This window comes from Pseudomonas sp. B10 (assembly GCF_900156235.1).
GTDB classification, from domain to species: Bacteria; Pseudomonadota; Gammaproteobacteria; order Pseudomonadales; family Pseudomonadaceae; genus Aquipseudomonas; species Aquipseudomonas siliginis.
On the sequence record NZ_LT707063.1, the window covers coordinates 4899363 to 4924131 of the forward strand.

Annotated in this window: 24 protein-coding genes; 12 read left to right on the plus strand and 12 right to left on the minus strand. The window is 61.0% G+C overall.

Annotated features, from left to right (window positions below; genetic code table 11):
* Positions 1–164: 164 nt before the first annotated feature.
* Positions 165–2615: a penicillin acylase family protein gene (locus BXA01_RS22195; RefSeq protein ID WP_076566242.1), complete on the minus strand. Its 2451-nt coding sequence runs from the start codon at positions 2613–2615 to the stop codon at positions 165–167.
* A 201-nt stretch (positions 2616–2816) separates the two neighbouring features.
* Between BXA01_RS22195 and BXA01_RS22200 the strand changes: the two genes are divergently transcribed.
* Entirely contained in the window at positions 2817–3374 is a 558-nt protein-coding gene (locus tag BXA01_RS22200; RefSeq protein ID WP_076566244.1) for a cysteine hydrolase family protein, read from the plus strand.
* 200 nt (positions 3375–3574) lie between these two features.
* Here BXA01_RS22200 and BXA01_RS22205 read toward each other — a convergent pair whose 3' ends face one another.
* The 4 genes from BXA01_RS22205 to BXA01_RS22220 all read right to left on the minus strand — a co-directional run bounded on the left by BXA01_RS22205 (position 3575) and on the right by BXA01_RS22220 (position 5364).
* Positions 3575–3778 (minus strand): SEC-C metal-binding domain-containing protein, encoded by a 204-nt coding sequence (locus BXA01_RS22205; protein WP_003198420.1) that lies wholly within the window; start codon positions 3776–3778, stop codon positions 3575–3577.
* A gap of 5 nt (positions 3779–3783) precedes the next feature.
* Complete coding sequence (locus BXA01_RS22210) at positions 3784–4269, minus strand: LEA type 2 family protein (protein WP_076566246.1); 486 nt, start codon at positions 4267–4269, stop codon at positions 3784–3786.
* Between the two features lie 116 nt (positions 4270–4385).
* On the minus strand, positions 4386–4862 hold the full coding sequence (locus tag BXA01_RS22215; RefSeq protein WP_076566248.1) for a YchJ family protein: 477 nt from the start codon (positions 4860–4862) through the stop codon (positions 4386–4388).
* Positions 4863–4866: 4 nt separating this feature from the next.
* Positions 4867–5364 carry a DUF6231 family protein gene (locus tag BXA01_RS22220; protein ID WP_039762620.1) on the minus strand — a complete coding sequence of 166 codons (498 nt, stop codon included), beginning with the start codon at positions 5362–5364 and terminating at the stop codon, positions 4867–4869.
* 199 nt (positions 5365–5563) lie between these two features.
* Between BXA01_RS22220 and BXA01_RS22225 the strand changes: the two genes are divergently transcribed.
* The 4 genes from BXA01_RS22225 (at position 5564) to BXA01_RS22240 (ending at position 8265) form a co-directional block, all read left to right on the plus strand.
* A complete protein-coding gene (locus BXA01_RS22225; protein WP_024011908.1) occupies positions 5564–6259 on the plus strand; it encodes an OmpA family protein in 696 nt (231 codons plus the stop codon).
* 90 nt (positions 6260–6349) lie between these two features.
* Positions 6350–7072: an OmpA family protein gene (locus tag BXA01_RS22230; protein WP_076566250.1), complete on the plus strand. Its 723-nt coding sequence runs from the start codon at positions 6350–6352 to the stop codon at positions 7070–7072.
* A gap of 160 nt (positions 7073–7232) precedes the next feature.
* Positions 7233–7514 (plus strand): DUF1145 domain-containing protein, encoded by a 282-nt coding sequence (locus BXA01_RS22235; protein WP_016771375.1) that lies wholly within the window; start codon positions 7233–7235, stop codon positions 7512–7514.
* Complete coding sequence (locus BXA01_RS22240) at positions 7507–8265, plus strand: collagen-like triple helix repeat-containing protein (RefSeq protein ID WP_076566252.1); 759 nt, start codon at positions 7507–7509, stop codon at positions 8263–8265. Before BXA01_RS22235 ends, BXA01_RS22240 begins: the two co-directional genes overlap by 8 nt.
* A 113-nt stretch (positions 8266–8378) precedes the next feature.
* Here BXA01_RS22240 and BXA01_RS22245 read toward each other — a convergent pair whose 3' ends face one another.
* Complete coding sequence (locus tag BXA01_RS22245) at positions 8379–8837, minus strand: CopD family protein (protein WP_076566254.1); 459 nt, start codon at positions 8835–8837, stop codon at positions 8379–8381.
* A gap of 99 nt (positions 8838–8936) precedes the next feature.
* Between BXA01_RS22245 and dinG the strand changes: the two genes are divergently transcribed.
* From dinG to BXA01_RS22275, 6 genes are all read left to right on the plus strand, one after another.
* Positions 8937–11081 carry an ATP-dependent DNA helicase DinG gene (dinG, locus tag BXA01_RS22250; RefSeq protein WP_024011911.1) on the plus strand — a complete coding sequence of 715 codons (2145 nt, stop codon included), beginning with the start codon at positions 8937–8939 and terminating at the stop codon, positions 11079–11081.
* A gap of 95 nt (positions 11082–11176) precedes the next feature.
* Complete coding sequence (locus BXA01_RS22255) at positions 11177–13645, plus strand: beta-galactosidase (protein ID WP_076566256.1); 2469 nt, start codon at positions 11177–11179, stop codon at positions 13643–13645.
* A gap of 210 nt (positions 13646–13855) precedes the next feature.
* Entirely contained in the window at positions 13856–15001 is a 1146-nt protein-coding gene (locus BXA01_RS22260) for a serine hydrolase domain-containing protein (protein WP_056783360.1), read from the plus strand.
* 113 nt (positions 15002–15114) lie between these two features.
* Complete coding sequence (locus BXA01_RS22265; RefSeq protein WP_041478044.1) at positions 15115–16218, plus strand: OmpA family protein; 1104 nt, start codon at positions 15115–15117, stop codon at positions 16216–16218.
* A gap of 24 nt (positions 16219–16242) precedes the next feature.
* Positions 16243–16890 (plus strand): pyridoxamine 5'-phosphate oxidase, encoded by a 648-nt coding sequence (gene pdxH / locus BXA01_RS22270; protein WP_076566258.1) that lies wholly within the window; start codon positions 16243–16245, stop codon positions 16888–16890.
* 180 nt (positions 16891–17070) lie between these two features.
* A complete protein-coding gene (locus tag BXA01_RS22275; RefSeq protein WP_016771369.1) occupies positions 17071–17535 on the plus strand; it encodes a glycine zipper 2TM domain-containing protein in 465 nt (154 codons plus the stop codon).
* Positions 17536–17608: 73 nt separating this feature from the next.
* Here the strand turns inward: BXA01_RS22275 and BXA01_RS22280 are convergent, their stop codons facing one another.
* The 5 genes from BXA01_RS22280 to nhaA form a co-directional block, all read right to left on the minus strand.
* Positions 17609–17860, minus strand: coding sequence for a pyocin S6 family toxin immunity protein (locus BXA01_RS22280; protein ID WP_076566260.1), 252 nt, complete (start codon positions 17858–17860; stop codon positions 17609–17611).
* A 10-nt stretch (positions 17861–17870) separates the two neighbouring features.
* On the minus strand, positions 17871–19064 hold the full coding sequence (locus BXA01_RS22285; RefSeq protein WP_076566262.1) for an S-type pyocin domain-containing protein: 1194 nt from the start codon (positions 19062–19064) through the stop codon (positions 17871–17873).
* A gap of 152 nt (positions 19065–19216) precedes the next feature.
* Positions 19217–19663 carry a zeta toxin family protein gene (locus BXA01_RS27365; RefSeq protein ID WP_231990994.1) on the minus strand — a complete coding sequence of 149 codons (447 nt, stop codon included), beginning with the start codon at positions 19661–19663 and terminating at the stop codon, positions 19217–19219.
* A gap of 337 nt (positions 19664–20000) precedes the next feature.
* A complete protein-coding gene (locus BXA01_RS22295; protein ID WP_076566264.1) occupies positions 20001–20270 on the minus strand; it encodes a hypothetical protein in 270 nt (89 codons plus the stop codon).
* Positions 20271–20393: 123 nt separating this feature from the next.
* Positions 20394–21581 carry a Na+/H+ antiporter NhaA gene (gene nhaA / locus BXA01_RS22300; RefSeq protein ID WP_076566267.1) on the minus strand — a complete coding sequence of 396 codons (1188 nt, stop codon included), beginning with the start codon at positions 21579–21581 and terminating at the stop codon, positions 20394–20396.
* A gap of 251 nt (positions 21582–21832) precedes the next feature.
* On the opposite strand from nhaA, the gene BXA01_RS22305 reads away from it, so the two are divergent.
* The gene (locus BXA01_RS22305) at positions 21833–22927 is read left to right on the plus strand and encodes a PLP-dependent cysteine synthase family protein (RefSeq protein ID WP_076566269.1); all 1095 of its coding nucleotides are present in this window, start codon (positions 21833–21835) and stop codon (positions 22925–22927) included.
* Positions 22928–23062: 135 nt separating this feature from the next.
* Here the strand turns inward: BXA01_RS22305 and BXA01_RS22310 are convergent, their stop codons facing one another.
* Positions 23063–24676 (minus strand): NAD(P)/FAD-dependent oxidoreductase, encoded by a 1614-nt coding sequence (locus tag BXA01_RS22310; RefSeq protein WP_041478036.1) that lies wholly within the window; start codon positions 24674–24676, stop codon positions 23063–23065.
* Positions 24677–24769 lie beyond the last annotated feature (93 nt).

A 24769-nucleotide genomic window follows, 5' to 3' on the forward strand; every position in this document is an offset into this window, starting at 1 on the left:
TTAGCTATGAGGCAGGCGTGAGGCTGGAAGTTCGATCGGCTTTTAAGGGCGATGCAAAGCCAATGTGCGAGCGAGCCTGCTCGCGAAAGCGGTTACCAGGCACATCAATTCTGACTGTGCCTCCGTCTTCGCGAGCAGGCTCGCTCCCACAGAGGGAACTGCGTTTACTTGCCGGGGGTGAGGGTCAAGCGCGCCTTGCCATACACCCGATCAAAGTTCTGCGGCTGCATCGACAGGCCGATGTACTGACCTTTCAGCCACGCATCGATCCCGTTCAGGTAATTCGGACTCAGTGGATTGCCCGACTGCCCCGTACCGTTCTGCGCCATCAGCGGCTCGCTCTGGCCGAAGTCGACGATAAAACGCATCGACGGCGCACGCGCGGTGACGAAGTCTTGGCCCCAGGCAAACGCCGAGTTGTTCAGCGTGGTGTGATCGCCACCGGCTGCCAGTGGTCCGCGCACGGTCTGGCCGTTGCTGTTTTTCCACGCGTAGCTGTGCAGTTTGCCCCACTGCCAGGCGCGATGATCGCCGCCCAACTGGCTGTCACCGGCAGTAATCGCCGCAGCGAGGCTACGGGCGAGAATCACGGCTTTGTCTTCCTTCTGCGACGTGCGCAGGTCATCCCAGAACGGACTGTCCTCACGCCCCAAGAGATGATCGGCCTGAGCCGCGTAGGACAGATCGCCATTGTCGACAAAGGCCTTCCACGCCGGGCTCGATTCAGGACCCAGTTCGTCGAGGAAGATCTGCTTCATGCTTTCCTGCAGAAACAGTTCATAAATCGCGGCATCCGCCGAGGTCGGGCTCAGCTTGCCATCGAACGCCATCAAGCGCGTGAAGGCTTCGCGCGCCTTGCTGCGTTCGGCGTCCGGCAGGGCGTCGATCGCCTGTTTCAGCGGTTGCTTCATGCCCGGCGCTTCGAAGACTTTTTTCAGCTTGGCGGCGAAGGTGGTGGTCTGGTCGTACTGCATGGCGATCACGCTGCGGCTGTCGTGCTTGCCGCTGCCGGCCATTTCCGCCAGGCGTTCGCCGCGCTCCGGTGCCGCCCAGGATTTCGACAACTGCATGCCGTAGCCGTCGGGGATGACGCGCTGGTTGGCGGTGCCGAGCCAGCCTTGTGCCGGGTCCTGATCATAGGGGTGCAGCATCGGGTCGGCGTAACCGTCCCAGTCGTAGCGACCGTCCCAACCCGGCGAGGGCAGCAGGCCTTCACCTTCGCGACGGTTGGGGAAGCGCCCGGTGACTTGCCAGCCGATATTGCTTGCGTCGGCAAAGACCAGATTCAGGGTGATGGCGCGGATTTCGCGGCTGGCGTCCGAGGCGCGCTCGACGTTTTGCGCGCGGGTCAGGTCGAAGAAGGCATCCAGGGTTTTGTCGTCGGTGAAGCTTGGCGTCTGCAAGGCGAGACCGAAACCGCTGCCCTGCGCCGCTGCCTGGGCACTGTTGAGCAGCGCGCCGTGGCGGGTTTCGTAGACGGCTTCGCGAATCGGCCGCTGGCCTTTGACGAAGTAGGTTTCGTTGCGCACGCCCAGCGGCTGCCATTTGCCGTTGACTTCATAAGTGAGGCTGCTGCCCTGACGGCGGATTTTCTCGAGGAACAGATCCTGGTTATCGCCGAGCACGCTGGTCATGCTCCACGCCACTTTGCCGTTGAACCCACCGAGCACCATCGGCAGACCGGCAACCGTGACGCCGGCGGCCTGATATTTCGGCGCACGGATCTGCACGAAACTCCACAGCGACGGCGCGGCCATCGGCCCGTGCGCATCGCTGGCCAGCAGGCTCTTGCCGCTGCGGCTGCGTTGCGGGGCAATCGCCCAATTGTTCGCAGTCGGCGTGGCGAGCAGGTTCAGCGCCGAGAGTTGCTGGCTGGCGCTGCTCAGTTCCGTCAGCCCCGGAATCTGCCCGTTGAGCTTGAGGCCTTGCAGTTTGTCGGCTTCAGCCACTGGCAGGTTTTCATCAGGCGCCGACGGGCTCAGCCAGGCGAGTTTGTCAGTGGTCACGGTTTGCGCGAGCACCAGCGACTGGATTTCCTCCGGCAGGTTGGCCGACTGGCTGAAATTCAGCAGGGCAAAAATCAGCGCCGAATCTTCCGGTTTCCAGTATTCGGGCTTGTAACCGCTGGCGGCGAGGTCGCCCGGCAACTTGTCGGCGTAGCGGAACAGGTAGGCGTTGACGCCCCGTGCATACACCTCGAAGAAGCGCTTGAGCCGTGGCGACGAGGCCTTGTACAGCTCGCCGGCGCTCTTCTTCAGATTGACCGCGCGCATGTAGCGGTCGGCATCGAGCATCGACGCGCCGGACATTTCCGCCAACCGGCCCTGAGCCAACAGGCGCAGGGTGACCATCTGGTTGATGCGGTCGCTGGCGTGGACGTAACCGAGACTGAACAGCGCGTCATGGAAGCTGTTGCTTTCGATCAGCGGCATGCCCATCGCATTGCGCCGCACCGAAACGTTCTGCGCCAGGCCCTTGAGCGGTTGCACGCCGGAGGTCGGTGGCAGGCTGTCCTGGGCGTTCCAGGTCTGGCAACCGGACAGGCCGAGGACACCGGCCACTGCTGCGGCAACGCCGAACCGGGGAAGAAAATGTGAAAGGGCTGGCGAGGCCATGACGAAGCTCCTGCGGGGGTATAAGGCTGGGGGCGCAATAAAGCCGCTACGTTAGTGACGGCGCGAGGGCCGCGCAAGCGGGGCGAGTGGTTATTTATGCAGTTGTCGGCTGATCGGTCAGAGGCGTGACAGTTGCTTGTGGGAAAGCGCTGATGTTGAACTACGGAATGAGTCCCCAGACCTGTCAGGAGAAAGATCGCTATGGAGCTTCAGAGTAACGCTGCGCTGATCATCATCGACCAGCAGAAAGGCATTCTGCATCCGCGTCTGGGGCGGCGGAATAATCCTCAGGCCGAGGAAAGAATGCTTGAGCTACTGGCGCTGTGGCGCCTGCGCGGGCGCCCGGTGATCCACGTGCAGCACTTGTCGCGCTCACCTGATTCGGTGTTCTGGCCGGAGCAGGACGGAGTCGAGTTTCAAGAGCGTTTTGTCCCTCAGGGCGGGGAATGGCTGATCCAGAAACAGGTGCCCGATGCGTTCTGTGCGACGGGGCTGGAACGGCAGTTGCGCGAGGCGGGGATTGGTCAGGTGCTCATTGTCGGCGTGGCAACAAACAACTCGGTGGAATCAACGGCGCGCACGGCGGGTAATCTGGGTTTCGACACATGGGTGGCAGAGGATGCATGTTTTACCTTCGACAAGGCCGATTATTTCGGCACACCGCGTACCGCTGAAGAGGTGCACGGGATGTCGCTGGGCAATCTGCATGGGGAGTATGCGACGGTGGTCAGTGCTGCCCTGATTCTGACAGTCAACTGATAGACCTGTGGGAGCTGGCTTGCCAGCGATTGCGGTGAATCAGGCGACATCAATGCAGGGATGTGCCGCCCTATCGCTGGCAAGCCAGCTCCCACAGGGCTGCGCAGGTTCACAAAAATGTGTTGAGTGCAGATCAACTGTGGGAGCGAGCCTGCTCGCGAAAGCGGTGTGTCAGGCGAAGACGATGTCCGCCCGAACCATCAAGCGCCGTGGCACTTCTTGAATTTCTTGCCGTTGCCGCATGGGCAAGGGTCGTTGCGGCCGACGTCTTTCAGGGCGTTGCGCACCGGTTCCTGGTGGGCGTGGCCGCAGTTCGGGCCGTGGACATGGCCATGGTCGTGATCGTGATGGTGGTCATGATCGTGGTTGCAGTCAGGGCCATGGACATGGGGTTGCTGGGTCATCGAGGTCACTCCGGAGTTAGATCGGCGGGGATTATCACGCCATTGCGCTCAAGGTGCACGTAGTGGGCGATGAATAAACCGGTTTCCATTTCCCCCTGCAATCGATAGGGAATCTGCTGGTTCGGATTTTTCAGCAGTTTCACCACGTGTTTGACCTTCGGCCACAGGTTGGTGCGGATCGGCACTTTGAAGTAAGCGCTGCGCTTTGGCCCGACGGTAAACCAGTGCTCATGCTCGCCCTCGGTGAGCAGCATGTCCGCCAGGTGAATCTGGTATTCGAGGCCGCGCACGGTCAGATCGCTGTCGTTGGGATTGTCGACGCGAAAGTGCAGGATGAATTTCTGCTCAAGCAGCTTGGCCCGCACCACCTCGACTTTCACCAGATGCACGGCAGGCTCGACGCTGTCATTGCTGAACCACGAGGCACAGCCGCCGAGGTTTACGATCAGCATCAACAGCAGGAAATGTAATGTGCGCCGACGACCGAGCATGAAATTGACTCCCTTTGTGCCCAGTCTAGACCTTAAAAGATTTCAGCCTTCGGCTAATCCCGTGTAGGAGCGGCCGAAGGCTCGGGCCGCGATCGGACGATCTTTTGATCTTCAGCTCAAGCGCCGAAATAACCCGAACAACACTTCTTGAACTTCTGGCCGCTGCCACACGGGCAGCCGTCATTGCGCCCCAGCTTCATCTGCACCGTGGGATCGATGAAGTACCAGCGCCCGGCGTTTTGTACAAAGGATGAGCGCTCGCGATGGCTGTGCTCGCCCTGGCTGTCATGCCAGCGCGCGGTGAAGGTCACAAAAGCGTGTTCCGGCTGGCCGCCGAACACCTCCGAGCTTTCCACCTCAAGGCCGAGCCAGGTGCTTTGCGCACTCCAGTCGCTGATCGATTGTCGGTTCAGCCCCGTCTGTTGCGCGGGCAGGGTGGTCGCCACCAGATAGTCGATCAGCCCCAGCACATAAGCGCTGTAGCGCGAACGCATCAAGGCTTCGGCACACGGCGCCGGGTGGCCGTCATGATAAGGGCCGCAGCAGGCATCCAGCAGATTGCCGCTGCCGCAAGGGCAAATGGCTGTACTCATTGCATTACCACCAGTATTTCCCGAAGTTTTCCGGATTGGCCCAGAAGCGTGAATTGAGCCAGTCGGGGACTTGTTTGTAGTCAAGCAGATCGTAGGTGAACAGGGTCAGCACCTGCTCGTCGCGCTGGAAACGCTCGCTGGCCTGCAGGGCCAGCGAATAGAAATCGGTTTCCTGCCAGCCACTGGCCGCCAGATCCGCCAGCACCGCGATGCGACTGGCGTTGAGATTGCGGATGCCGCCCAACAGATTCAGGCCGTCGCGCTTGGGCAAATGTTCCAGGCAATCGACTACCAGCGCCAGATCGAAGCGTTGCGCGGCCAGCTCAGCCGGCAGTGCGCCGGGTGCGGCATGGGCGACCACGGTGTCGGGGTGCGCGTCCTTGAATGCGCTCAAGGCGGGAAACTCGCTGGCGCCGATCAGCAGCAGACGGGCCGGGGCGTAGCGATCCAGCAAAGCGGCCAGCGCCTGTTGTGGCGTGCGCGAAGAAATGGCGGCGTTCATCGAAGCTCCTCAGTCAGACCGCCAAGACTAGCCTGCCAGACTGCGTCGGCAAAGCACCCGGTAGCGGCGGTTTCCGCTGAAAGTGGCAAACCCCTGTGAACACGGTCGCAAACAGCGGTGGCCTATTGCTGGCGGAGATTAAAACTCCGGTCTTTACTCCCTGAATCGGTTTTAAGCCGATCCCTCAGGAGAAAACTAGATGAGCATAGTTCGGACAGCATTACCCTTGGTTCTGCTAACCAGTGTGTTGACTGGTTGTGCAGGTTTGCAGAAAACCGACTGGCCGACCTGTGCGGCGGTCGGTGGTGTGGTCGGCGCCGGGCTCGGTGCGACGGAAAGCGCATCGTGGGCTGGCTACGGTGCGCTGCTGGTCGGCGGTACGGCAGCGGCTTACTGCTGGGTGCATGGTGATGGCGATGAAGACGGCGATGGCGTGCCGGACAGTCGCGACAAGTGCCCGGGCACGCCAAAAGGCGTGCAGGTCGATGCTGACGGTTGCCCGCCACCGACGCCTGCGCCAGTGGTTGAAGAAGCGGTTGTGGTCAAGGAAGAAACCATCGTCATTCGTGATGTGCATTTCGAGTTCGACAAAGCCACGCTGACCGGCCCTGACAAGCAAGTGCTGGACAAGGTCGCCGATCGCCTGAAACAGGAATCCTCTACCGCGCAACTGACCGTGACCGGTCACACCGACAGTGTCGGCAGCGATGCCTACAACAAGAAACTGTCGGATCGTCGTGCGCACTCGGTGGTGGAATACCTGATCCAGCAGGGCGTGCCACGTGCCAGCTTCGTTTCGGTGTCGGGCCTTGGTGAAAGCCAGCCTGTGGCTGACAACAAGTCGGCTGATGGTCGTGCACAGAACCGTCGCACCGAAATCAAAATCGTCCGCTAGCCCCTCTCGCATCCGCGGCTTGTGCAGTCGCGGATGCGGGTCTTTACTCCTGTGTAACCGGTATGGGCCGGTACACAGGAGCGTTCACAAATGCGTCTTTTCTCAAGGTCCGTCTTGCCGGTGCTGCTGCTAGGCAGCTTGCTCACCGGTTGTGCCACTCACAGCGATGGCACCGCCCCCCTCAATCAACGTACGTGGCCGATCTGCAGCCTGCTTGGCGGTCTGGTCGGCGGCGGTCTTGGCGCCATTGAAAGCGCCGGCTGGGCCGGCGGCGGCGCGGCATTGGGTATCGTCACCGGCGGGCTGATCTGTTACGCCCAGGATGGCGACGAAGACAGCGACGGCGTCTTTGACCGCCGCGACCGCTGCCCGGACACACCGGAAAATACCGAAGTCGATCACCGTGGCTGCCCGTTGCCGCAATATCCGGTGGCAGTCAAACCGGTCGAACCGGCGCCGCAAACCGAAGTGATCACCTTGAGCGATGCCGGCAACGTGCTGTTCGATTTCGACAAGTCCGATCTGACCCCGGCGGCCAAAGCCCAGCTCGATACCTTGATGGACAAGCTGCGCAATGCCGATGTGGTCAGCATCAAGGTCATCGGGCACACCGACAGCAAAGGCTCCGATGCCTATAACCAGGCCTTGTCGGAACGGCGCGCGAGCAGTGTTGCAGCGTACTTGCTCAGTCAGGGCCTGGCGCCGAACAAGCTCACCAGCGAGGGCCGTGGCGAGAGTGAGCCGGTCGCCGATAACGCCACCGATGAAGGCCGCGCGGACAATCGCCGGGTCGAGTTGCACATCAATCGATAGAAAGCGTCTGTAGTGCGCAGGCTAGAGCTGCCGGGTCGAGATCGTCGCCCCGGCAGCCATTTCATCAGCGTTTGCACAAATTTCATTTTTCCCTCTGGCTTATCCCCCGCAGAAGCCGGTACTGTGCGTGCAAAGAATAATTCGCAACACGGGGGAGCGTATGAAGGTGTTCTGGGGGCTGGGGCGTTTGCTGACCCTGCTGTTCTGCTGCGTGGTACTGGCCAATCAACTGGTGCCGTTTGTTCATCCGCTGCATCTGCTGGTCAATCTGGCCGGCGCTCTGTTGTTGCTGATTCATCTACTCGAAGTGCTGCTGTGCAACCGCAGCCTCAAGGGCCGTCCGCACCCTTGGCGTGACCGTGGCCGCATCCTGTTGTTCGGCGTTTTCCACCTGCAAACCATCCCGGCCCCGGCCGCTCCGGAGGCTTCTTCCCATGCGTAAACTCTGCCTGCTCGCTGCATTCATCAGTCCACTGGCCTGCGCCCAAGTGGTCAACGTGCAAAGCAATTCTTTGATGCGCTTGCCCAACACCACCAGCACGCTGCAACTGGAGAAACTGGAAGTCGCCGATTACGGCACCTTGCTGATCCCGTCCAACGTGACTGAATTGAACATTGATGAACTGCGTCTGGGCCACGAAGCACGTATTGCTATCGTTCCGGCTGAACAAGCGCTGGAAGTGAAGGTCAAGCGCGCTGAGTTGAGCGAGGGCAGCCAGATCACCGCGCGCGGCGCCCCCGGCACTTATGAAAAAGCGGCCCGGGCCGGGCGCAATCTGAATCTGCAATTCCAGGCCCTGAGCGCGCCGCAACTGACGGTCGATGCCCGTGGCGGCAGGGGCGCGCCGGGTTTCGTCGGCCTCGACGGCGGCAACGGTGAAGATCCGGGCTGCACCTATGGATCGGCCGGCCACGGCGCCGATGGCAGTGACGGCAGCGATGGCCAGCCAGGCGCGCCGGGTGCGCTGGTGCGACTCGCCGTACCACGGGATTTCCCGGCCGAGCTGATCAAGGTCAACGTGACTGGCGGTGCCGGTGGCCCGGCGGGTGTTGGCGGCAAGGCGGGCAAGGGTGGCAAGTCCAAGGGCTGCCTGGTGTACCGCGCTGACGGCGGCAAGAACGGCAAGGCCGGCGCGGATGGCCAGCCTGGGTCGGTGGGGGCGGCGGGTTCGGTTACCGTGCAACGCCTCTAACGGCCAACCCGCTGATTGTTCCCACGCTCTGCGTGGGAATACAGCCCGTGACGCTCCGCGTCACTGGACGCAGAGCGTCCCTTGCGGCATTCCCACGCAGAGCGTGGGAACGATCACGGCCGAGCCGCTGCCACAGCCACCAGCACCAACCCGACAAGCAGATTGAGCCCCACCACCCGGCGAATCCGCCCCAGCACCGCCGCACCCGCCGGCCAATCCTTCGCCTCAACCGCCTTGCGCAACTCCGGCAGCATCAGCCCTTGAATGCGGATGAACAGCGCCGTCATCACCACGTACAAGCCGATCATCACCTGCACATACTTCGGCGCGGTCTCGAAGCCGACCTGCTGTAGATGCAACATGCCCACGCCGCTGATCGGCAACAGGATCACCGCGACCCAGACCCAACGGAAAAAACCTTGAAACACTTCCACCCACAGTGTCAGGCGAGCGGGGCCGTCCAGAGCCTTCACAGCCGCAGGGCGCAAGACCATCCAGGCGAAAAACATACCGCCGACCCACACCAGAGCGGCGAGGACATGCAGGGGGTAAACGAGGCTAAAAGGTGTCATTCGGGCACTCCGTTCTGCGCAGGATCGATTAGGCAGGTATGATAGCCGCCGAACCAAACTACTGAAAATTTATCCAGCGTTTCCAGCGCCCGACACTCAATGATCAGCACTGAACTCAAAACCACGATCCAGGGCGCCTATTCGCGTTTTCTAGAGGCCAAGAGCCTCAAGCCGCGTTACGGCCAGCGCCTGATGATCGCTGAAATCGCCAAAGTCCTCGGAGATATCGACACCGACGACGAGGGCCGGCGCAGTGGCGACCCCGCGATTGTCGCGGTGGAAGCCGGCACCGGTACCGGCAAGACCGTGGCCTACAGCCTGGCGGCGATCCCCACGGCGAAACTGGCCGGCAAGCGTCTGGTCATTGCCACCGCGACCGTCGCCCTGCAAGAGCAGATCGTCTACAAGGATTTGCCCGACCTGATGCGCAACAGCGGGTTGAATTTCAGTTTTGCCCTGGCCAAGGGCCGTGGTCGCTACATGTGCCTGTCCAAACTCGACATGCTGCTGCAGGAAGGCCACGCACAAACCGCCACCGCGCAGCTGTTCGAAGAAGAAGGCTTCAAGATCGAAGTCGACGAGGCCAGTCAGAAGCTGTTCACCAGCATGATCGAAAAGCTCGCCGGCAATAAATGGGACGGCGACCGCGACAGTTGGCCTAACGCGCTGGAAGACGCCGACTGGGCGCGCCTGACCACCGATCACAGCCAGTGCACCAACCGTCATTGCCCGAACTTCGGCCAGTGTGCCTTCTACAAGGCCCGCGAAGGCATGGGCAAGGTTGACGTGATCGTTACCAACCACGACATGGTCCTGGCTGACCTGGCGCTGGGCGGCGGCGCCGTGCTGCCGGATCCGCGCGACACCATTTACGTGTTCGACGAAGGTCACCACCTGCCGGACAAGGCCATCGGCCACTTCGCCCATTACACGCGCTTGCGCTCCACTGCCGACTGGCTGGAGACCACCGCGAAGAACCTGACCAAACTGCTCGCGCAGCATCCGCTGCCGGGTGATCTCGGCAAGCTGATCGAGCAGGTGCCCGAGCTGGCGCGGGAGATCAAGACCCAGCAGCAGTTCATGTTCACCGCCTGCGAGCAGATCGCCGATTTCAAACCCGGCGAAGACGTCGAAGGCCGCGAGCGCCCGCGTCATCGCTTTGTCGGCGGGGTGATTCCCGAGGACATGCGCGAGATGGGCATCGAGCTGAAAAAAGGCTATTCGCGACTTAACGACCTGTTTCAACGCCTGACCGACCTGCTCAAGGAAGGCATGGATGGCGAGGTCAATATCGGCATCGCCAGCAATCAGGCCGAAGAGTGGTATCCGCTGTTCGGCAGCCTGTTGTCCCGCGCTTCCGGCAACTGGGAATTGTGGACCGCGTTCACCGCCGAAGACCCGGAAGACAGCCCGCCCATGGCGCGCTGGCTGACCCTGGCCGAAAGCGGGTCGCTGTTCGATATCGAGGTCAACGCCAGCCCGATTCTGGCAGCAGAAACCTTGCGTCGCAGTTTGTGGAACGTCGCTTACGGTTGCCTGGTGACGTCGGCGACGCTGACGGCGCTGGGCACTTTCGACCGTTTCCGCATGCGCGCCGGTCTGCCGAAAAAAGCTGTCACAGCGGTGGTGCCGAGCCCGTTCCATCACGCCGATGCCGGCGTGCTGCGCGTGCCGGATCTGAAGGCCGACCCGCGCGATGCTGCTGCCCACACGGCGGCGATCATTCGCGAACTGCCGGATCTGGTCGAAGGTTCGCGCGGCACGCTGGTGCTGTTCTCCTCGCGCAAGCAAATGCAGGACGTATTCGACGGTCTCGACCGCGACTGGCGCAAGCAAGTGTTCATTCAGGGCAACCTGTCGAAACAGGAAACCCTGAACAAGCACAAGGCGCGGGTCGATGGCGGTGATTCCAGCGTTCTGTTCGGGCTGGCCAGTTTCGCCGAGGGTGTCGATTTGCCGGGTGCCTACTGCGAGCACGTGGTGATCGCCAAGATTCCATTCTCGGTGCCCGATGATCCGGTCGAAGCCGCGTTGTCGGAGTGGATCGAGGCGCGTGGCGGCAATCCGTTCATGGAAATCTCAGTGCCCGATGCCTCGCTGAAACTGGTTCAGGCCTGCGGGCGTCTGCTGCGCACCGAAGAAGACCGCGGCACCATCACCTTGCTCGACCGGCGTCTGGTCACCCAGCGCTACGGCAAGGCGATCCTCAATGCGTTGCCTCCTTTCCGTCGTGAAATATCCTGAGACACGGGTGGGCCGATTGGCCCGCCGCGTTGTCTATCTCTCTGCCACCGCTTTTCCACTGGCCTTGACTGGTCGTTAGGGAGAACTCCGTTCTTATGATCCGCCGTTCGTTGCCCGCTGTTTTCGCCTTGATCTTTGCCGCGCCGTTGCTGGCGGCCCCTGCCGGTCAGCAGACGCTGTTCAACTTCGTGCGCCCGGCCGACGTGGTCAAGGTCGCCACGGAAAACGCCGACCTGCCACAGGCCAATGCCGAACAGACCGCGGAAGGTGAAGTGCTGCGCCGGGTGACGTTCAACCCGGTCGCCCGCCCGACCTTGCGCCTGACACCCCAAACCGGTGCCTGGGACTGGTCGCAGTCCGACATGATGACCCTGCGTCTGCAAAGTGCGATGAATTGGGCGGTCACAGTCTATGTGCAGATCCAGAGCAACGATGGCCGCACTCTGGTCAGCCGCGTCGATCTGCCGGCCGGCCCCGCGCAGACCTTGCTGGTGCCGCTGGTGGCTTCGACGCCACTGAGCCAGGGCATGAAAGCCGGGCCACCGATGCCGATGACCGTCGATGGCCAACGCATTCTGCTGGCCAGCAGCACCGGCGAGATCGATCGCAGTCAGGTGGTTTCAGTGAGTCTGTCGCTGGATCAGCCGAAAGTTGCGCAGAGCCTGTTGCTCGAGCGTTTCGGCGTGCAGGACGGCGAATCGGTGACGCGCGCGGTGTACGGCAATCTGGTCGATGCTTACGGGCAGTCGACCCGCAGCAAGTGGCCGGAAAAAGTCAGCAGCGACGAACAACTGAAAAGCGCCGCCAGCAAAGAGCAGCAACAGCTGAATACGTGGCTGGCCGAGCGTGAAAAGGCTTCGCTGGACAAGTTCGGCGGCTGGAACAAAGGCCCGGCGTTCAAGGCCAGCGGCTTCTTCCGCACGGAAAAACGTGATGGCCGCTGGTATCTGGTGACCCCCGAAGGCCACCCGTTCTATTCGTTGGGCGTCAACACCGTCAGCGCGCAGGTCAACCAGACCTACGTCGCCGGCCGTGAATCCATGTTTGAATCGTTGCCGAAGAACGACGACCCGCTGGCCGCGCATTTCGGCGAGGGCGACAACCGTGGCGGCAACGGTGCCGATCAGGGCCGTGGCTACGGCAACGGCCGCTGGTACGACTTCTATGGCGCCAACCTGCAACGCCTGTACGGTGAACCGTGCAAGGCCGACAGCGACAACAAGGCCGGGATTGCCGAAGCGGCAAAGGCGGGCGCGGCTGAGGCCAACTCGGTGCAGGCTGCTGAGACTGCAGCGGTGCCTGCCGAGCCAAAATCGGGTATTGCCGAAGCGGCGCAGACTGACGCGGTGCAAGCGTCCAGCGAGGAAACCACTCCGTGCACATCGACAATCGATGAAGAACGCTGGACCCGGCATACCCTCGATCGGCTGCAAGCCTGGGGCTTCAACACGGTGGGCAACTGGAGCGCGCCATCGCTGGCGGATGCTGAGCGCGTGCCGTACACCTTGCCGCTGTCGATCGTCGGCGATTACACCAGCATCAGCACGGGCAGCGATTGGTGGGGCGGCATGCCGGATCCGTTCGATCCGCGTTTCGCCATGGCCACCGAGCGCGCCGTGGCGATTGCCGCGCGCGATCACCGTGACGATCCGTGGCTGATCGGTTATTACGCCGACAACGAACTGGCTTGGGCTGGCCCTGGCGACGATCCGAAGGCTCGCTACGCGCTGGCCTACGGCACGTTGAAAATGACCACCGACGTGCCGGCCAAACGCGCCTTTCTCAAGCAATTGCGCGACAAGTACCGCAATCAGGCCGGACTGTCCAAGGCCTGGGGCATCGAGTTGCCGGCGTGGGAATTGATGGAAGACCCTGGCTTCGTGCCGCCTCTGCCGAACCCGGAGCATCCGGAGATCGAAGCGGATTTCAAATACTTCCAGAAGGTCTTCGCCGATACCTATTTCAAGACCATTTCCGATTCGCTGAAGTGGCACGCGCCGAACCAGATGCTCCTGGGCGGTCGTTTCGCCACCAGTACGCCTGAAGCCGTGGCCTCCTGCGCGCAGTACTGCGATGTGTTGAGTTTCAACATGTACACGCTCAAGCCGCAGGACGGTTACGACTTCGCCGCGCTGGCAGCGCTGGACAAACCGGTGCTGATCACTGAATTCAACTTCGGCTCGGCTGACCGAGGCCCGTTCTGGGGCGGCGTGACGCAGCTGGTCAAGGAGGAAGATCGCGGCCCGGCCTATGCCAACTTCCTCAAACAGGCACTGAGCGAACCGTCGATTGTCGGCGTGCACTGGTTCCAGTATCTCGACCAACCGGTGACCGGGCGCTTGCTCGACGGCGAGAACGGCCATTTCGGTCTGGTCGGGGTGACCGATCTGCCGTATCAGGGTTTTGTCGAGGCGGTGCGTAAAAGCAATCTGCAGGCGCTGGAGCAGTTGGGCAAGGAGGCGCAGAAAACCCCGGCGGCGGAAGTGGAAGGCGGGCGCAAGGCCGAGGCTGGCAAAGCGCCGGGGGCTGCACAGGCGGGTGGGCATTCGGGGAATGGTCACTAGGTTTCAGACCGCGTTATCGTTCTTCGCGAGCAGGCTCGCTCCCACACTGGATATCAACAGCAGAGGAGATCCCCTGTGGGAGCGAGCCTGCTCGCGAAGGGATCGCCACAAATTGCGGATCAACCGTCTGGCCCGCGCCTGTTCCCAAATCCCTCAAGGGCTGGAACAATGCGGGCCACTTTGTAGAGCGTTTTCGCGGGGGAGTTGCGGGTGCAGATTCAGGGACATTACGAGCTTCAATTCGAAGCGGTGCGCGAGGCTTTCGCCGCACTGTTCGACGATCCCCAGGAACGCGGCGCAGCCCTGTGCATCAAGGTCGGTGGAGAAACCGTCCTCGACCTCTGGTCCGGTACCGCCGACAAGGACGGCGCCGAGGCTTGGCACAGCGACACCATCGCCAACCTGTTCTCCTGCACCAAGACCTTCACCGCCGTTACCGCGCTGCAACTGGTGGCTGAAGGCAAGTTGCAACTCGACGCCCCGGTTGCACGCTACTGGCCGGAATTCGCCGCCGCCGGCAAAGAATCCGTCACCCTGCGCCAATTGCTCTGCCATCAGGCCGGCTTGCCGGCGCTGCGCGAACTACTCGCGCCTGAAGCCCTTTACGACTGGCAAACCATGGTCGACGCCCTCGCCGCCGAAGCGCCATGGTGGACTCCGGGCACCGGTCACGGTTACGCCGCGATTACCTACGGTTGGCTGGTCGGCGAATTGCTGCGCCGCGCTGACGGGCGTGGGCCGGGCGAGTCGATCGTCGCTCGGGTCGCAAAACCGTTGGGCCTGGATTTCCATGTGGGCCTGGCCGACGAAGAGTTTCATCGCGTGGCGCACATCGCCCGTGGCAAGGGCAACGCCGGCGACGCTGCGGCGCAGCGCCTGCTGCAAGTGACCATGCGCGAACCGACTGCCATGACCACCCGCGCCTTCACCAATCCGCCGTCAGTGCTGACCAGCACCAACAAGCCGGAATGGCGCCGCATGCAGCAGCCTGCGGCCAACGGCCACGGCAATGCGCGCAGCCTCGCCGGGTTCTATGCCGGCCTGCTCGACGGCAGCCTGCTCGAGAGCGAGATGCTCGAAGAGCTGACCCGCGAGCACAGCCTTGGCGATGACAAGACCTTGCTCACGCGCACCCGTTTCGGCCTCGGCTGCATGCTCGATCAACCGGACGTGCCCAACGCTACCTACGGCCTCGGCCCACGCGCGTTCGGCCATCCGGGAGCAGGCGGCTCGATCGGTTTTGCTGATCCGGAGCACGATGTGGCTTTCGGTTTCGTGACAAATACCTTGGGGCCTTACGTTTTGATGGATCCGCGTGCACAAAAGCTGGCGCGGGTGCTTGCCACTTGTCTGTAAAGCTTCAACAGAGGTTCCAGGGTCGGAACCTCGAAGGGATTTTCGTTTCAAAACGGCTGTTTATCCGGGCGAAAGTGCTCTGATTTTTCATTACTTCATTTTGTGGATTTTCAATGTCATCTAAAAAGACCCTCGCCCTGGCCCTGTGTGTAGCGATCACCGGTTGCGCACAGACTCCGAAAAACGATGCAGATGGCGGCAGTTGGTGGCCATTCGGTTCTTCCGACAAAGTCGCGGCCAAAGATTCGGCCCCGGCTCCGGCTCCTTTGAAACCTGCGGCGACTGCGCCAGTGGCCAAGGCCGAAAGCAGCAACCCGTGGTACTGGCCGTTCGGTTCCAGCGATGAAGCGGTTAAGGCTGATCTGAAAGCCGAGGTCAAACCTGAAGCCAAACCGGTCGAGGTGGCCAAAGCCGAGGCGCAGTCCAATGGCAAATGGTGGTGGCCGTTCGGCGGCAAGGACCAGCCAACCGCCAAAGCCGTGCCGATGCCGGATCCGAAGGTGACTCAGGCCTGGCTCGACGACTACGAGCCGCGTCTGCGTGAAGCGGTGAAGGACAGCAATCTGCAACTCGAGCGTCGCGACAACGTACTGGTGGTGACGGCGCCGGTCGAAGGCTCGTTCAACCCGGACCGCCCGGCGATGCTGCTGCCGGTCACGCTTGGCCCGTTCACTCGCGTGGCGAAAATCCTTGAAGCCGATCCGAAAACCGCAGTGCTGGTGCTCGGTCACAGTGACACCAGCGGTGCCGCGCCGGCCAACGTCAAGCTGAGCCAGGAACGCGCGCAATCGGTGGCGGCGATCTTCCGCCTCAGCGGCTTGCAACGTGATCGCCTGATGCTGCGCGGCATGGGTTCCGAAGCGCCGCGTGCGGCCAACGACAGCGTTGAAGGCCGCGCCTTGAACCGTCGTGTCGAGCTGCTGGTGACTCCGCAAAACACCATGGTTGCGCTGCTGAGCAAATACAACATGCCTGCGCCGAAGCCGGTGACGATGGTTGCTGCGCAAGACGTCAAGCCAGTGGCCAAACCGGTTACCCCGGCGCCTGCCGCGAAAAAAGCCGCTGTGCCGGCGGCGAAAAAGGCGCCAGCCAAGAAAACCGCCGCCAAGGCTCCTGCGAAGAAGGCCCCGGCCAAGGCTCCAGCGAAAAAAACTGCACCAGCCAAAGCCGCCGCGACCGACAAGAAAGTCGCCGCAGCCGACGCCGCCAAGAAGTGATCCGCTAACGAAAAGGAATCCGCCATGACCCAGGCTCTGGCCGATATGCGTCGCGACTACACCCGTGACGGTTTGACCGAGGCGCAAGCCCCGGCCGAGCCGTTTGCGCTGTTTCACCAGTGGTTCGCCGATGCGGTGAAAACCGAGCAGGCGCCGGTGGAAGCCAATGCCATGACCCTGGCCACGGTCGATGCCGACGGTCGTCCGCATTGCCGCATTCTGTTGCTCAAGGGCCTGGACGAGCAGGGCTTCACCTTCTTCACCAACTACGACAGCGCCAAGGGCCAGCATCTGGCGGCCAACCCGTTTGCCGCCATGACCTTCTTCTGGCCAACCCTGGAGCGCCAGGTGCGCATCGAAGGGCGGGTGGTCAAGGTCACGCCGCAAGAGTCCGACGCGTATTATCAGGTGCGTCCGCTGGGTAGCCGCCTCGGCGCCTGGGCCTCGCCGCAGAGCCGGGTCATCAACGGTCGTGGCGAACTGGAGGATTTGCTCAAGGCCACCGAGCAACGCTTCAGCGACAGCCAGCCGCATTGCCCGGAACACTGGGGCGGTTACCGCTTGTTGCCCGAGCGCATCGAGTTCTGGCAGGGCAGGCCGAGCCGCCTGCACGATCGCCTCAACTACCGCCTCCAGGGCACCGAGTGGATTCTGGAACGACTGGCACCCTGAGCAGTCTACCGAGCGAGATAAACGCGGATGGCGCAGGATCGCTGATTTGACGCTACCTTGAGTGGACGCTCGCGGGCATCTGTACCAGGCCTGAATGGAAGCCAATTTTATCCGGATGGTGTCGTGACAGGCGCCAGGCCACGGGGTTTAATGAACACATGTTCTTTTGGAGTTGATGCTATGCGTAAGTCTGTTCTGCTGGTTGCTTCCTTTTCGACGATGGCGATGTTGCTGACCGGCTGCCAATCGAGCCTCACCGGCGACTCCTACTCCCGCGACGAAGCGCGTCGTGTGCAGACGATTCGCATGGGCACCATCGAATCCCTGCGCCCGGTAAAAATCGAAGGCACCAAGACCCCGATCGGCGGCGCAGCAGGCGCAGTGGTCGGCGGCGTCGGCGGCAGTGCTATCGGCGGCGGCAAGGGCAGCATCGTTGCTGCGGTCATCGGCGCAGTGGCCGGCGGCCTGCTTGGCTCGGCCACCGAAGAAGGCCTGACCCGCACCCAAGGCGTGGAAATCACTGTCCGCGAAGACGACGGCAGCATGCGCGCCTATGTGCAGCAGGTTCAGGAGAATGAAGTATTCCGCGTTGGCGAGCGGGTACGGATCTCCACCGTTGGCGGAACCAGCCGCGTTTCGCACTAAGCGGGAAGCTGGGTAAAAGAAAACCCCGATCAGGTGACTGGTCGGGGTTTTTCTTTGTTTGTGAATTGCTCATTCAGTATGTGGCGCAGGTGCCCATGAAGTATTCGAGGCCCTTTGGAAAACTGACGTTGAGCAGGGTTTCCAATGCGGTTACCTGATCCTGAGTCAACAACAGCTCGCCGGGTTCCACCTCATCCAAGGGCTTGGATTCAATGAGCTGGGCCACTTTTTCATTCATCTCGCTGCCTGTGATATCCAGCTCGAATTGCAAGGAGTCATCTTGGACTTCGTCAGGGAAGAATCCGGTAATCGAAAGAAAGCGCATGTTTCAATCCTTAATTTCTAGAAGTTTTTCGTTTTGGATCCGCTGGTCCCGTTTGTTCACCCGTCAAGTGATTGAACTCGCCTAAATGAGTCGTTCCTAATTTGTCGTATTTTTCGACGGCGTTGCTTTTGTAATCCCACTCGTAAATTCGACCTTTGCGGTCTACCCAACGTGCTCGCTGCTTTCCACCACCTTGCACTGACGACTTCGATTTCACTTTGACTGCATCAGGGAATGCGGGCAGCGTTTTCGGATGGCCGTAATAAGCTTGGTCGCGAGCACGGCTGAGCACAACATAGGCCGGCCTGACGCCCGAATCTGCCGGATACACCAAAATAAAGTCTTTGTACTCCGGCGGATAAACCGGATTCACCAGAATTCCGTCCGCCGCTTTCGTCGGTGGATACACCCAGATATGCGGTGCCTGCGGGGCGGCCTCCAGTGCTGGAATGCCTAGGATGTCCGAGCCATCCACCGCCGGGGTCCAGAGCAGTTCGATGCCTTCACCCAGATCGGCAACGAACCGGTCGCCCCGTGCAATGAACTGTACGACATTGACCATTTCCCAATCGCGGTTCTTGCCGGTGTAAAAGCCGTATCCCTTGAGGCTGCCATCGGCCTGTTGCTCGACGCGCAGGCGCGCGCGGGTTCGGGCTTGTTTGAGTGTGCTCAGTTGCTCATCGGTGTAGAGCGCGCTGTCGCCCAGGCTGGTTGGCATCAAAAGCGCAACCAGCCCCACCAAAGACGCCGCCGCCGCAGGGGAGGCGAGCGCCGGTAGCACTTCAAAAGCCGAGCCTGCCAGGGCCAGACTGCCGAACCCGACCGGGATGGTGTTGGCGCTGATTTTCTTGAGAGGAATGCCGCCGCTTGCGTCGGCTTCGCGAGCGCCGAGCAGGATCAGCTCGCCGTAATCCTTCAGGCTGTCGGTCGGCACCATGCCGGAAGGATTGCTGTAATCGATAATCGCATCCGGCAACTTGCAGGACTTGGCGAATACACAGCCAGCACGCACGGCTTCAGGTTTTTTCGCAGCCACTTCACGGCTGCGCTCGAACGCCTCCTGCCGCGCCAGCATCGCGTCGTAAGTGTTTTGCCCGGCTTCGCGCTCGGCCAGTTCTGCGGCCGTCATATACCGCCAGGTAACGTGATGTCCGTCGCCCTCCGGTAGGTTTTGCACCCGGGGAATGTCCTTGTTCCGCGCCACTGATCGTCCCTTCGTTCATCATCGACAGCCCCTCGATAAGGGGCTGCACGACGTTATCGAGGCGGGGAAAGTGTGGCTGTAGGACGGGTCGCTAATGACGTGGGGATTGTTCGACTTGAACGAGGTCTGCCGCAGAGACGTGGAGCAGTCTGCTACGCAAACTCATCGTTACCAATTGGCAATGTGAATTTCGAAATGAATCTAAACAATTTATCCAGCACGAACTGCTTGGACCACGGCGGTTGAGTGTCTGATTTGATTTCGATCAGTTCTCCATCCGTAATTTCAGCTATCTGCGTCAGGTCTTCACTGCCTTCATCAGAGTTATCGAAAATATACGCCCGATTGGAGGCCAGAATAGCTTCGGATAAAAGCTCCAGAGATCGCCAGTATCGAGCTTCAATTTTTTCAGCAGGAACGTTATGCCCGCCTCGGGAAACGCGGTATGCAACTCTCGCAATATTTATCTGCGGATCCGCTGTCGCCACGTAATAGACGTAGACCCTATAGCCGGATTTACTCGCTTCAGCGAGGAGGCTGACTTTGTCCGCGGAGGACATGACGGTTTCGAACGTAAAGCTGATGCGCTCTTTTATCAACGATCTACGGATGAAGTCGCAGAGTGCCGACGCAACGTACGAGTCGATTTCAGTATTCGAAAAGTTGAGCCGGATTCCATCAATTGCGAGGTCATCAAGCTTTGCCTGCGAACAAGGCGATTTTTTCAGCAGGGGTGAGCACGGAGAAAGTCGAAAAGCTCCGCCTTATGTGCTTCGATGCGATAAGAACCGAAATCAAAGTAACCGGTATCTTTGATTGAGCGTTCGATGTCGTCAGGATTTATGTAGTTGCCCAGCAGGTGCGCAGGGACAAGTCGATTGAATGTGCTTTTCCCGGATCCGTTCGGTCCCGCAAATATCCGTATTCTCGGTGTGCTCAAGAAGTAACCTGTTTTGAAGATTTATTGATGTGCAGACGCGTTCCGCTTTTCAGATTGCCGTAGGCGCCAATCGACCGCAAAACGATGGAAGTCTTCTCGGTCACTTCAAGCAGTTGACCATCTTTAGCGACAAGCACCGCTGCGCCGTTTGCGAGCGCCATTTTGTAGGCATTGCTGAAGGCCTTTAAAGCGATGTCAGGAATTCGTGACTCCTGAACAGCAATCTGATCATCAGTCATTGGGCGTTTTTCGGCTTTGCGCGACATGAATGACTCCAAAAGGGTGTAAAGAGTAGATGGCTGTTTCTTGCGCAAGATATAGCACATTTGCAAGGTTTACAGCCAAGCCCCTCGTCTGTTGAAGGGCTGTGCCATTCGCCGGAACAAACTTCAGGAAGCTTGTATCGTACCCCTGCGACTCGCCGCCGCCGTCACCGCATAGCCAATCACCGCCGCGAGAATCGAGCCGGTGAGGATGCCCATGCGATCCATACCGGCGTAATCACTCACGCCGGGTTCGAAGGCCAGCGAGCCGACGAACAGGCTCATGGTGAAGCCGATGCCGCAGAGGATTGCCACGCCGAGGACTTGGCCCCAGTTGGCGCCTTGGGGCAGGGCGGCGATGCCGATCTTGACCGCCAGCCAGGTCAGGCCGAACACGCCGATGGTCTTGCCCAGCAGCAGGCCGATGGCGATGCCCATCGGTACGTCGTGGGTGAAGCTTTCGACGGTGACGCCGCTCAGTGACAGGCCAGCGTTGGCGAAGGCGAACAGCGGCAGGATGCCGTAGGCGACCCAGGGGTGCAGCGCGTGTTCGAGAGTCAGTAGCGGCGACGACTCGGCGTTTTTCGTGCGCAGGGGAATGCAGAACGCCAGAGTCACACCGGCAAGTGTCGCGTGGACACCGCTCTTGAGCACGCAGACCCAGAGGATCAGGCCGATGATCATGTACGGCCCGAGCTTGACCACGCCGAGTCGGTTCATCGCCACCAGCGCGGCAATGCACGCAGCCGCCAGGCCGAGGGACAGGGTCGAGAGTTCGCCGGAATAGAAGATTGCGATGATGACGATAGCGCCGAGGTCATCGATGATCGCCAGGGTCATCAGGAACAGTTTCAGCGACACCGGCACGCGTTTGCCGAGCAGGGCCAGTACGCCGAGGGCGAAGGCGATATCGGTGGCGGTAGGAATGGCCCAGCCACTCAGGGCCGCGGGGTTGTCGCGGTTGAGGAACCAGTAGATCAGCGCCGGCACCAGCATGCCGCCGATCGCCGCTGCGCCGGGCAGGACGATCTGCGAAGGCTTGGACAATTGGCCGTCGAGCACTTCGCGTTTCACTTCCAGACCGATCAGCAGGAAGAACATCGCCATCAGGCCGTCGTTGATCCACAGCAGCAGGGGTTTGGCGATTTTCAACGCGCCGATCTGCGCCACCACCGGGGTGTCGAGCAGGCCGGTGTACAGCCACGACAGCGGTGAGTTGTTGATGATCAGCGCGAGAACGGCTGCGGCGATCAATAGCAGACCGCTGGCGGCTTCCAACTGAAAGAAACGCGTGAAAGTGCTACGCAGAGGCAAGGTCGCTCTCCATCGAATCAAGAAAAAGGTGAAACACCCTAACCCGTACCGTTAGTTGTTAAAACAAAAGTTATATTCTTTTTTGTTATATGTCGTTACAGACTGTCTCGCTCGGGCAGCACTGAGCCTAGCAGTTGCCCGACACATTGAGACTCAGCTGTATCTTTGCCGTCTGCGGGATTTTTCCTAAGCTTGCGGCAGACCTTTTCCAGGAGACCGATCTCCTCGCTGATTCAATGAGAACCGAGACCATGAGCGACAACCGACAGTGGGCACGCGAAGCCATCCGCATCATCGAGGCGGACTTCCAGCGCAGCGCCGACACCCACCTGATTCCTTTGCCGCTGCCCGGTTTTGCCGGCATCGATTTGTATTTCAAGGACGAATCCAGCCACCCCACCGGCAGCCTCAAGCATCGCCTGGCCCGTTCGCTGTTCCTTTACGCGCTGTGTAACGGCTGGCTGAAACCCGGCGCGCCGGTGATCGAAGCATCCAGCGGCTCGACGGCGATCTCCGAAGCGTATTTCGCGCGCATGCTCGGTTTGCCGTTTATCGCAGTAATGCCGGCGACCACCTCGAAAGAGAAGATTGCTCAGATTGCTTTTTACGGCGGGCAGAGTCATCTGGTGCAGGATCCGACGCAGATCTACGCCGAATCCGAGCGCCTGGCCCGCGAGCATGGCGGTCACTTCATCGATCAGTTCACCTACGCCGAACGCGCCACCGACTGGCGAGCGAACAACAACATCGCCGAGTCGATCTTCCAGCAGATGCGCTACGAAAAACACCCTGAACCGACGTGGCTGATTTCCAGCCCCGGCACCGGCGGCACCACCGCGACCCTCGGTCGCTACGTGCGCTATCGCCAGCACTGCACCCGCGTGTTGTGTGCCGATGCCGAGCGTTCGGTGTTCTTCGATTTTTACCAGACCGGAGATGCCAGCCTGCGCCTGGACTGCGGCTCGCGCATAGAAGGCATTGGTCGACCTAGGGTGGAAGCGTCGTTCCTGCCCAAGGTGATCGATGCGATGGTCAAGGTGCCGGACGCCCTGTCGCTGGCGGCCATGCATTACCTGGCGCAGCGTTTGGGGCGGCATGTCGGTGGATCGAGCGGGACCAATCTGATCGGTGCGCTGATGGCGGCGCAGCAGATGAAAGCGGCGGGGCAGTCGGGGTCGATCGTGGCGATCCTGTGCGATGGCGGCGAGCGTTATGCCGATACGTATTACGATCAGCAATGGCTGAATGCGCAGGGTTATGAACTGGGTGATTTGATTGCAGCGGTGGCGGCAAGTGCCGAGCGCGGAGAGGCGCTGCCGACCTCGGTGCTGCGCGCCAACATCTGAAGAAACGCAAAAACCAATGTGGGAGCGAGCCTGCTCGCGAAGGCATTTTTCATTCAACATCATCGTCGATTGAAATACAGCTTTCGCGAGCAGGCTCGCTCCCACAGGGTTTTGTGTTGGGTCAGCTGATGCTGATCAGGCTTCCAGACCGAGGATATCGCGAGCCACTGCCTCGGCAATGCGAATCCCGTCAACACCCGCCGAGAGAATTCCGCCGGCATAGCCCGCGCCTTCACCGGCCGGGAACAGGCCTTTGACGTTCATGCTCTGCAGCGACTCGTTGCGGGTGATGCGCAGCGGCGATGAAGTGCGGGTCTCGATGCCGGTCAGCACGGCGTCGTGCAGCGAATAACCGCGAATCTGCTTCTCGAACGCCGGCAAGGCTTCACGGATCGCCTCAATGGCAAAGTCCGGCAGCGCCAGCGCCAGATCGCCCAAGGCCACCCCCGGCTTGTACGACGGCTCGACTTCGCCCAGCTCGGTCGATGGAATGTCGTTGATAAAGTCGCCAACCAGTTGCGCCGGGGCCTTGTAGTCGCTGCCGCCCAGAATGAACGCGTGGGATTCCAGGCGCTCCTGCAACTCGATACCGGCGAGCGGGCCGCCCGGATAATCGACTTCCGGGGTGATGCCAACAACGATGCCGGAGTTGGCATTGCGCTCGTTACGCGAGTACTGGCTCATGCCATTGGTGACCACGCGATTGGGCTCGGACGTCGCAGCGACCACTGTGCCGCCCGGGCACATGCAGAAGCTGTAGACCGAACGCCCGTTCTTGGCGTGGTGCACCAGTTTGTAATCGGCCGCGCCAAGTTTCGGGTGGCCGGCGTATTTGCCCAGGCGCGCGCGGTCGATCAGCGACTGCGGATGTTCGATGCGGAAACCCACCGAGAATGGCTTGGCTTCCATGAACACACCACGACTGTGGAGCATGCGGAAGGTGTCGCGGGCGCTGTGACCGAGGGCCAGAACCACATGTTTCGAATGCAGGGTTTCGCCGCTGGCCAGTTGCACGCCGACCAGTTGGCCGTCTTCGATCAGCACGTCGCTGACGCGTTCCTGGAAGCGCACTTCACCGCCCAGTTCGCGGATCTGCTCGCGCATGTTTTCGACCATACCGGTCAGGCGGAACGTACCGATGTGCGGCTTGCTGACGTAGAGGATTTCTTCCGGTGCGCCGGCCTTGACGAACTCGTGCAGGACTTTGCGGCCGAGGAATTTCGGGTCCTTGATCTGGCTGTACAGCTTGCCGTCGGAGAACGTGCCCGCGCCGCCTTCGCCAAACTGTACGTTGGACTCGGGATTGAGCACGCTTTTGCGCCACAGGCCCCAGGTGTCCTTGGTGCGCTGACGGACTTCGGTGCCGCGTTCGAGAATGATCGGTTTGAAGCCCATCTGCGCCAGCAGCAGGCCGGCGAAGATGCCGCACGGGCCGAAACCGACGACGATCGGCCGCTGGCCGAGATCGCTCGGTGCCTGGCCGACAAATTTGTAGCTGACATCCGGCGCCACGTTGACGTTACGGTCGTCGGCGAACTTGCCCAACACTCTGGCCTCGTCGCGTACGTTGAGGTCGATGGTGTAGATGAAGCACAGTTCGGAGGACTTTTTGCGCGCGTCATAGCTGCGCTTGAACAAGGTGAAATCGAGCAGATCATCGCTGGCGATGCCCAGACGCTGCACGATGGCGGCGCGCAGGTCTTCTTCGGGATGGTCGATTGGCAGCTTGAGTTCAGTGATTCGTAACATGGCGGGGATCCGGATTCGCGGGGCGCACAACTGCGCCAGGGCGTTTGAAGGCGGCGATTATAAGCCGCCGCGAGCGGATCCGTGGGGGAAAAA